We start from the raw sequence: 7,990 nt of genomic DNA on the forward strand, positions 1-7,990 counted from the left end.
GCTCGCCCGCGATCCGTAATGGCCGCCCCCCCAAACCGCGGCGCCCCCTCCAGGATAACCCGAGCCCCGTCAGCCGGTGCCGACGAAGGCCGCCAGCAGCAGCCACACGACCGGGGCGGTCGGCAGCAGCGAGTCCAGCCGGTCCATGATGCCGCCGTGGCCCGGGAGCAGGGTGCCCATGTCCTTGATGCCCAGGTCACGCTTGATCATCGACTCGCCGAGGTCGCCCAGCGTGGCGCTGACCGCGACCGCCAGACCCAGCACCAGGCCCTGCCACCAGGAGCCGCCGTCGATCAGGAACTCCATGCACAGCGCGCCCGCCGCCATCGCGAAGGCCACCGCGCCGAACAGCCCCTCGCGGGTCTTCCCGGGGCTGATGCGCGGGGCGAGCTTGGTCTTGCCGAAGCGCCAGCCGACGGCGTAGGCCCCGGTGTCGCTGACCACCGTCAGCACCAGGAAGGTGACCACGCGCTGCGGACCGTCCTCGGCGGTGAGCAGCATCGCGACGAAGGTGGCCAGGAAGGGCACGTAGAACGCGGCGAAGACGCCCGCCGTGACGTCCTTGAGGTAGTCCTCGGGCGGTTCGGTCATCCGCCAGACCAGGACGGCGAGGGCCGTCAGGGCCATGGCCACCCAGGCGCCCTCGGCTCCCCGGACGTATCCGGCGATGACCATGGCCGCGCCGCCGACGGCGAGCGGGACCAGCGGGGCCTTGATGCCCTTCTTCTCCTGCAGCCGGGAGGTGAGCTCCCACAGGCCCACGACGACCGCGACGACGATGACGCCGACGAAGACCGCCTTGACGACGAACAGCGAAGCGAAGATCACCGCGCCCAGGCCGACTCCGACACCTATGGCGGCCCGCAGGTCCCTCCCCGCCCGCTTCTTCGGCGGCGGAGGCGAGGCGTCCTGCGGGGCCTGCGAAGGCGGGGGCGGGGGGCTGGGCATGGGCTCCTGCGGCGGCGTTTCGGCGCGGAAGAGGGGGCCGCCGTCCGCGGCGGCCCCCCGATCGCGTGCTTCCCGGTCGTCGAAGTCACGGCCGGCGGCATCGGGCACGATGGGCATGGGCCGAGTGTGCGGGCCCACCTGCGCATCGTATGCGGGACCCGCCGGAACCGGCTCCGGCTGCCAGGAAGAGTCGTTCATCAGACTTCGAGGAGCTCGGCTTCCTTGTGCTTCAGGAGCTCGTCCACCTGCGCGACGTACTTCGCGGTGGTGTCGTCGAGCTCCTTCTCGGCGCGGCGCACCTCGTCCTCGCCGGCCTCCTTGTCCTTGACGAGCTTGTCAAGGGCGTCCTTGGCCTTGCGGCGGACGGCGCGGATGGAGACCTTGGAGTCCTCGGCCTTGGTGCGCGCGACCTTGATGTACTCCTTGCGGCGGTCCTGCGTCAGCTCGGGGAAGGTCACCCGGATGATGCTGCCGTCGTTGCTCGGGTTGACCCCGAGGTCGGAGTCGCGGATGGCCTGCTCGATGTTGCGCAGGGCGCTCTTGTCGAACGGGGTCACGATCGCCATGCGCGGCTCGGGAACCGAGAAGGAGGCGAGCTGGTTGATGGGCGTGATGGCGCCGTAGTAGTCCGCCACGATCTTGTTGAACATCGCCGGGTGCGCACGACCGGTGCGAATCGCGGCGAAGTCTTCCTTGGCGACGACGACGGCCTTTTCCATCTTCTCCTCGGCCTCGAGGAGGATCTCTTCGGTCACCACGTGCTCCTGCATGTCTTGAATGGATGGTTCAGGCGGGCATGACGGGCGGGGCCGGTCCGGGCTCGGTCCGGCAGCGGACTGCTCAGGCCCGGGTTCCCTGGTCGCTGACGAGCGTGCCGATCTTCTCACCCTTGACGGCGCGGGCGATATTGCCCTCGGCGAGCAGCTCGAAGACGAGGATCGGCAGCTTGTTGTCGCGGCACAGCGTGATGGCGGTGGCGTCCGCGACCTTCAGGTCGCGGGACAGGACCTCGCCGTACTCCAGCGCGTCGAACTTCACCGCGTCCGGGTTCTTCTTCGGGTCGGAGTCGTAGACCCCGTCGACCCCGTTCTTGCCCATGAGCAGGGCCTCGGCGTCGATCTCCAGGGCGCGCTGGGCGGCCGTGGTGTCGGTGGAGAAGTACGGCATGCCCATGCCGGCGCCGAAGATGACGACGCGCCCCTTCTCCAGGTGCCGTACGGCGCGCAGCGGGATGTACGGCTCCGCGACCTGGCCCATGGTGATGGCGGTCTGCACGCGGGAGTCGATGCCCTCCTTCTCCAGGAAGTCCTGGAGGGCGAGGCAGTTCATCACGGTGCCGAGCATGCCCATGTAGTCGGACCGCGCCCGGTCCATGCCGCGCTGCTGGAGCTCGGCACCGCGGAAGAAGTTTCCGCCGCCGATCACGACGGCGATCTCCGCGCCGTCACGGACCACCGCGGCGATCTCGCGCGCGATGGCGTGGACGACGTCGGGGTCGACGCCCAGTCCTCTGCCACCCGAGAAGGCCTCGCCCGACAGCTTCAGCATGAAGCGGCGGCCCTTCTTGTCCTGGTCGCTCTTGTCGTCGGATGCGGTGTGGGGGTCCACGCCCTGATTCATGGAGATCTCCTCGTGCACATACGAAGAAGGCCATTGCCGGTGGGTCCTTGCGGTTCCCTCTGCGGCAATGGCCTCCTCGTCAGATCTGCGGTCGCCTCGCGCAAGCGCGGGCGACTGCCTCAGACCCTACCGGGGTCCGGTGTCCGTCGTGTACGGACGGACTCAGATGCCGACCTTGATGCGGCTGAAGCGCTTCAGGGTGACACCGGCCTCGTCCAGGACCTTCTGGACGGACTTCTTGTTGTCCAGCGCGTACGGCTGGCCGAGGAGGGTGGCCTCCTTGAAGAAGCCGTTGACGCGACCCTCGACGATCTTCGCGATGGCGGCCTCGGGCTTGCCCTCCGCGCGGGTGACCTCTTCGGCGATGCGACGCTCGGACTCGACCTTCTCGGCCGGGACGTCCTCGGCGGACAGCCACTGCGGGGAGAACGCGGCGATGTGCTGCGCGACGCCGCGGGCGACCTCGGCGTTCTCCTTGTCGAGCTCGACCAGGACGCCGATCTGGAACGGCAGGTCGGGCATCGTGCGGTGCATGTACGAGGTCACGTAACCGCCGGTGAACTGCGCGAAGCGGTCCAGGACGATCTTCTCGCCGAGGTTGGCGTTGGCCTCGTCGACGAAAGCGGTGACGGTCTTGCCGGGCTCGATCTCGGACGCGAGCAGCGCCTCGATGTCGGCCGGGGAGGTGGCGGCCACGTGGGCGGCCAGCTGGTTGGCGACGGCCAGGAACTTCTCGCCCTTGGCGACGAAGTCGGTCTCGCACTTCAGCTCGACGAGGACACCGGAGGTGTTGTCGTCGGCGATGAGGGAGACGACGGCACCGTTCTCGGCAGAACGGCCCTCGCGCTTGGCGACGCCCTTCTGACCCTTGATGCGGAGGGCTTCCTGGGCCTTCTCGACGTCACCGTCGGCGTCCACGAGCGCGTTCTTGCAGTCCAGCATGCCGGCGCCGGTGAGCTCGCGGAGCTTCTTGACGTCAGCGGCGGTGTAGTTCGCCATGAGTCTGTGATTCTCTCTCGAAGTCGTAGATCTACGGGTGAACGGCGGAGGCGCCGCGCCCAAGGCGCGGCTCCCCCGCCGTCATCGTCCGTGCTGTGAGTGCCCGGCGCGTGAACGCCGGGCGCTCTCAGTGGGTCAGGCCTGCTCGGCGTCGGCGGCCGGGGCCTCGACAGCCTCGGTGGCCTCGGCGGCCGGGGCCTCGACGGTCTCGGCGGCGGCCTCGGCCGGAGCGGCCTCAGCGGCGTCGTCGGCCTTCTTGTCGCCCTCGAGCAGGTCGCGCTCCCACTCGGCGAGCGGCTCGGCGGCGGCCTTCTCGCCCGGCTTCGAGTCGCCGGTCGCGGCGCCGGAGCGGGCGATGAGGCCCTCGGCGACGGCGTCGGCGATCACGCGGGTGAGCAGGGTGACGGAGCGGATCGCGTCGTCGTTGCCCGGGATCTTGTAGTCGACCTCGTCGGGGTCGCAGTTGGTGTCGAGGATCGCGACGACCGGGATGTGGAGCTTGCGCGCCTCACCGACGGCGATGTGCTCCTTCTTGGTGTCGACGATCCAGACGGCGCTGGGGACCTTCGACATCTCGCGGATACCACCGAGGGTCTTCTCCAGCTTGGTCTTCTCGCGGGAGAGGACCAGGAGCTCCTTCTTGGTGAGACCCGAGGCGGCGACGTCCTCGAAGTCGATCGCCTCAAGCTCCTTCAGACGCTGGAGGCGCTTGTAGACGGTGGAGAAGTTGGTGAGCATGCCACCCAGCCACCGCTGGTTGACGTACGGCATGCCAACGCGCGTCGCCTGCTCGGCGATGGCCTCCTGGGCCTGCTTCTTGGTACCGACGAACATGATGGAGCCACCGTGCGCGACGGTCTCCTTCACGAACTCGTAGGCGCGGTCGATGTACGACAGCGACTGCAGCAGGTCGATGATGTAGATGCCGTTGCGCTCCGTGAAGATGAAGCGCTTCATCTTCGGGTTCCAACGGCGGGTCTGGTGACCGAAGTGGACGCCGCTTTCCAGCAGCTCCCGCATCGTGACGACGGCCATGGCCATCTCCTTGGTTTCTCGGTTTGGTTCCTGACGCCCCGCCGCGCCCTGCCCCGATAGGGACCGAGAGACGCTCTCACCTCGCCGTTTCCGGCTGGTGCTGGGGCGTGCGAAGTCGACCCGGTGACCCGGATCGCCACAAGAAGTGTACGGGACCCGGCGGTATGCCGGGTGACGCCGTTGTCCACACCCGGCGGGCTGTCCACAGGGCGGCCCACCGCAGGGCCGGGCACAGGACGCTGGGCTCCATGACGACACTGCTGCTCAGCCTGCTGCTGACCCTGGTCCAGGCCGCCGTTCCCGCTGCGCGCCCGCTCCCCGCGCCCCTCGTGGTGGCCCGCTGGTGGGACCCGCCGCCGACCCCGTACGCGGCCGGGCACCGGGGCGTCGACCTGTCGGCTCCGGTGGGCTCGGAGATCCGGGCGGTCGGCCCGGGCCGGGTGCACTACGCCGGCCCGGTCGCGGGGCGCGGGGTCCTCTCCCTCACCCTCCCGAACGGCCTGCGCACGACGTACGAACCGGTCCGCGCGCTGGTCACGGAGGGCGAGGCGGTGACGGCGGGCCAGGTGGTCGCCGTCCTGACGGAGGGCTCCCACTGCCCGGCACCGTGCCTCCACTGGGGCCTCAGGTCAGCCGAAACCTACCTAAACCCCCTCACCCTCCTCAAACCCCCCACCCCCCGCCTCCTCCCACACACCCAGCCCGGCACGGAGGCGGGGCAGTGACCCGCACCAAATCCCAGCCCCGCCGGCGCTTGAGGCGCGGGGTCCGGGGCGGAGCCCCGATCCTTGAGCCGCACCCGAATAGCCACACCGGCCCAATCCAGCCCCGCCGGCGTTTGAGGCGCGGGGTCCGGGGCGGAGCCCCGATCCCTGACCCGCACCCGCAGGCGTCCGCACACCGGCCACCCGGGCCGCACCCGACGCCCGTCCCGACGCCGTCAGCCCCGCACGCCCCGCAGGGCCATGGCCACGGCCGTCTCCGTCACAACGGCAGGATCCTCCGCCGCGCCGAGCTCGATACGGCGCACGGCCGCATCCACGACCCCCTGGAGCAGCATCGCGGCCAGCCTCGGCTCCGCCTGCCCGAGGGCGGCCAGCGCCTCGACGATCATCGCCACCAGCCCCCCGTGAGCCGCGCGGATCTTCTCCCGCGCCCCGGCGTCGAGCTCGCTGGCGGAGATCGCCACCACCGCCCGGTGCCGCCGGTCGCCGACCAGCCCGAGCTGGCTGCGCACATAGGCCTCGATCTTCGCCTCGGGCGTCTCGGCCTGCTCCATGGCGGCCTCGATCTCGGCGGCCCACACGGGGAAGTCCACCGCGCACAGCTCTTCGACCACGGCGGCGCGGGAGCGGAAGTACTCGTACACGGAGGACCGGGCGAGCCCGGTCCGCTCCGCCAGGGCGGGGAAGGTCAGCGCCTCCGTCCCGCCTTCGGACAGCAGGGAACGCGCGGCGTCCAACAGGGCGCCGCGCTGCATCGACCGGTGCTCGGCCACGGAGGCCGCTCGAATCCTGGGCACGTCTCCACTCTACGGAGGTGCCGCAAGCTCACCGCCCCACATCGGCGAGCTTCGCCCGCAGTTGCAGCACGGACTTGGTGTGGATCTGGCTGACCCGGCTCTCGGTGACGCCCAGCACGTTGCCGATCTCGGCCAGCGTGAGCCCCTCGTAGTAGTAGAGGGTGACCACCGTCTTCTCCCGCTCGGGAAGGGTGTTGATGGCCCGTGCCAGCAGGCGCCGCAGCTCCCGGTCCTCCGCCACTTCCACGGGATTGTCGGCTGCCGTGTCCTCCAGCGTGTCCATCAGCGAGAGGCGGTCGCCGCCCTCCCCGCCGACGTGCAGCAGCTCCTCCAGGGCGACCACGTTCGCCAGGGACAACTGGCTGAAAACCGTGTGGAGGTCCTCCACGCCGATCCCCATCTCCCCGGCGACCTCGGTCTCCGTCGGAGTGCGCCTCAGCTGGGCCTCGAGCGTGGCGTAGGCCCGCTCCACGGCCCGCGCCTTCTGCCGGACCGAGCGCGGGATCCAGTCCAGCGCGCGCAGCTCGTCGATCATCGCCCCGCGGATCCGGGTGATCGCGTACGTCTCGAACTTGATCGACCGGTCGATGTCGAACTTCTCGATGGCGTCGATCAGGCCGAAGACCCCGGAGGAGACGAAGTCGGCCTGCTCCACATTGGGCGGCAGCCCCACGCTCACGCGGCCGGCCACGTATTTGACCAGCGGCGAGTAGTGCAGGATCAGCTGCTCCCGCAGCCTCTCGTCACCGGAGTCCTTGTACGAGCGCCAGAGCACCTCCAGGGACGAGGGCGCGGTGGACCGCACACTGCCGCGGGCAGCGGGGGGCACCGCAGCGCGGTCGGACCCTGAGGTGTGCTGGGGCATGCTTCGCCTTTGCCGGAGCCGGATTCCTTGGGAGCGTAGCGTGACGGGAGTGTCGCGGTGCGCGAAGAGTACGGGATGGCGCGGGGGCACAAGGGCGCCCCGACTCGCACGGGCGACCCGGGACCGGCGCCTCGCGCACGGTCCCGGCGACTGCCACCGGGAGGACCGCGTCTCTCATCTGTTTCACTCTTTCACCGGAACGCCCCAGGTCAACGACCGCCTCGCCGGGTGGCCCCGGTTTGTGTGCCGCCTCCAGCCGGTTGTCTGCCCAACTGCCAGCCGTCGCCCTGCCGTTCGACGAACCCCAGAGAGTGAAGTTCGTACAGTCTGCCGATGACTTCATCGGTGCTGTTGCCGCAGGCACGTGCCAGTTCCTCCGCCTGGACCGCCCGCCCGGCCGGGAGCGCGTCGAGCACCCGGCCGGTCTCCGGGTCGAGCAGGTCCCGGGCCAGCACGGGTCCGCGCCGCTCGGGGGCCAGCTCGCCCATGGAGCCGACGAGTTCGACCACCTCCGCCGCGTCGGTGACGAGCACGGCCTCTCCCCGCAGCAGTTCGTGCACCCCGGCGGACAGCCCACTGGTGGCCGGTCCGGGGACGCCCATGGTGAACCTCCCGAGCTGCTGGGCCCGCCGGGCGGTGACCAGCGAACCGCTGCGGTGGGCGGCCTCCACCACGACCGTGCCGCGGGTGAGGGCGGCGATGACGCGGTTGCGCAGGACGAACCGGCTCTGGGTGGGATGGCTGCCCGGCGCCAACTCCCCCAGGACCAGCCCCTGCCCGGCGATCCGGCCGAGGAGCCCGGCGTGTCCGCGGGGATAGGCGACGTCCACCCCGCAGGCGAGCACCGCCGCGGTGGCTCCGCCCGAGGCGAGGGCCCCTCGGTGCGCGGCGCCGTCGATCCCGTACGTTCTCCCGCCAGTGTGGCGCTTCGGATTCGACAGAGACTTCCCGCCTTTGCCCAGATCACCGTATGCAGCTGAAGGGCAAGGGAGGCAACAGGA

At 70.3% G+C, this 7,990-nt stretch carries 9 protein-coding genes; 1 reads left to right on the top strand and 8 read right to left on the bottom strand.

Annotated features, from left to right (window positions below; genetic code table 11):
• Window positions 1–69: 69 nt before the first annotated feature.
• From ACFWP3_RS40915 to rpsB, 5 genes are all read right to left on the bottom strand, one after another.
• Window positions 70–1,146: a phosphatidate cytidylyltransferase gene (locus tag ACFWP3_RS40915; protein ID WP_384231864.1), complete on the bottom strand. Its 1,077-nt coding sequence runs from the start codon at window positions 1,144–1,146 to the stop codon at window positions 70–72.
• Window positions 1,146–1,703 carry a ribosome recycling factor gene (gene frr, locus ACFWP3_RS40920; protein ID WP_031144133.1) on the bottom strand — a complete coding sequence of 186 codons (558 nt, stop codon included), beginning with the start codon at window positions 1,701–1,703 and terminating at the stop codon, window positions 1,146–1,148. Before frr ends, ACFWP3_RS40915 begins: the two co-directional genes overlap by 1 nt.
• A gap of 85 nt (window positions 1,704–1,788) precedes the next feature.
• The gene (gene pyrH / locus ACFWP3_RS40925; protein WP_073913371.1) at window positions 1,789–2,568 is read right to left on the bottom strand and encodes a UMP kinase; all 780 of its coding nucleotides are present in this window, start codon (window positions 2,566–2,568) and stop codon (window positions 1,789–1,791) included.
• Between the two features lie 162 nt (window positions 2,569–2,730).
• Window positions 2,731–3,567, bottom strand: coding sequence for a translation elongation factor Ts (gene tsf / locus ACFWP3_RS40930; RefSeq protein ID WP_384231867.1), 837 nt, complete (start codon window positions 3,565–3,567; stop codon window positions 2,731–2,733).
• A gap of 135 nt (window positions 3,568–3,702) precedes the next feature.
• The gene (rpsB, locus tag ACFWP3_RS40935; protein WP_384231869.1) at window positions 3,703–4,602 is read right to left on the bottom strand and encodes a 30S ribosomal protein S2; all 900 of its coding nucleotides are present in this window, start codon (window positions 4,600–4,602) and stop codon (window positions 3,703–3,705) included.
• A 248-nt stretch (window positions 4,603–4,850) separates the two neighbouring features.
• Between rpsB and ACFWP3_RS40940 the strand changes: the two genes are divergently transcribed.
• On the top strand, window positions 4,851–5,327 hold the full coding sequence (locus tag ACFWP3_RS40940; protein WP_384231871.1) for a M23 family metallopeptidase: 477 nt from the start codon (window positions 4,851–4,853) through the stop codon (window positions 5,325–5,327).
• A 215-nt stretch (window positions 5,328–5,542) separates the two neighbouring features.
• On the opposite strand, the gene ACFWP3_RS40945 is transcribed toward ACFWP3_RS40940, so the two are convergent.
• The 3 genes from ACFWP3_RS40945 to ACFWP3_RS40955 form a co-directional block, all read right to left on the bottom strand.
• A complete protein-coding gene (locus tag ACFWP3_RS40945; RefSeq protein WP_384231876.1) occupies window positions 5,543–6,082 on the bottom strand; it encodes a TetR/AcrR family transcriptional regulator in 540 nt (179 codons plus the stop codon).
• 70 nt (window positions 6,083–6,152) lie between these two features.
• Window positions 6,153–6,989: an RNA polymerase sigma factor WhiG gene (gene whiG / locus ACFWP3_RS40950; protein ID WP_384231872.1), complete on the bottom strand. Its 837-nt coding sequence runs from the start codon at window positions 6,987–6,989 to the stop codon at window positions 6,153–6,155.
• Between the two features lie 209 nt (window positions 6,990–7,198).
• The coding region (locus tag ACFWP3_RS40955) for a DNA-processing protein DprA (protein WP_384231874.1) at window positions 7,199–7,990 on the bottom strand (792 nt) is incomplete at its 5' end.

It is taken from the genome of Streptomyces sp. NPDC058525 (assembly GCF_042719495.1).
In the GTDB taxonomy this organism is placed as follows: domain Bacteria; phylum Actinomycetota; class Actinomycetes; order Streptomycetales; family Streptomycetaceae; genus Streptomyces.

Coding starts and splice junctions, on each gene's coding strand:
- ACFWP3_RS40915 (WP_384231864.1), bottom strand. CDS start 1,146: ATGAACGACTCTTCCTGGCAGCCGGAGCCGGTTCCGGCGGGTCCCGCA.
- pyrH (WP_073913371.1), bottom strand. CDS start 2,568: ATGAATCAGGGCGTGGACCCCCACACCGCATCCGACGACAAGAGCGAC.
- tsf (WP_384231867.1), bottom strand. CDS start 3,567: ATGGCGAACTACACCGCCGCTGACGTCAAGAAGCTCCGCGAGCTCACC.
- rpsB (WP_384231869.1), bottom strand. CDS start 4,602: ATGGCCGTCGTCACGATGCGGGAGCTGCTGGAAAGCGGCGTCCACTTC.
- ACFWP3_RS40940 (WP_384231871.1), top strand. CDS start 4,851: ATGACGACACTGCTGCTCAGCCTGCTGCTGACCCTGGTCCAGGCCGCC.
- ACFWP3_RS40945 (WP_384231876.1), bottom strand. CDS start 6,082: ATGCAGCGCGGCGCCCTGTTGGACGCCGCGCGTTCCCTGCTGTCCGAA.
- whiG (WP_384231872.1), bottom strand. CDS start 6,989: ATGCCCCAGCACACCTCAGGGTCCGACCGCGCTGCGGTGCCCCCCGCT.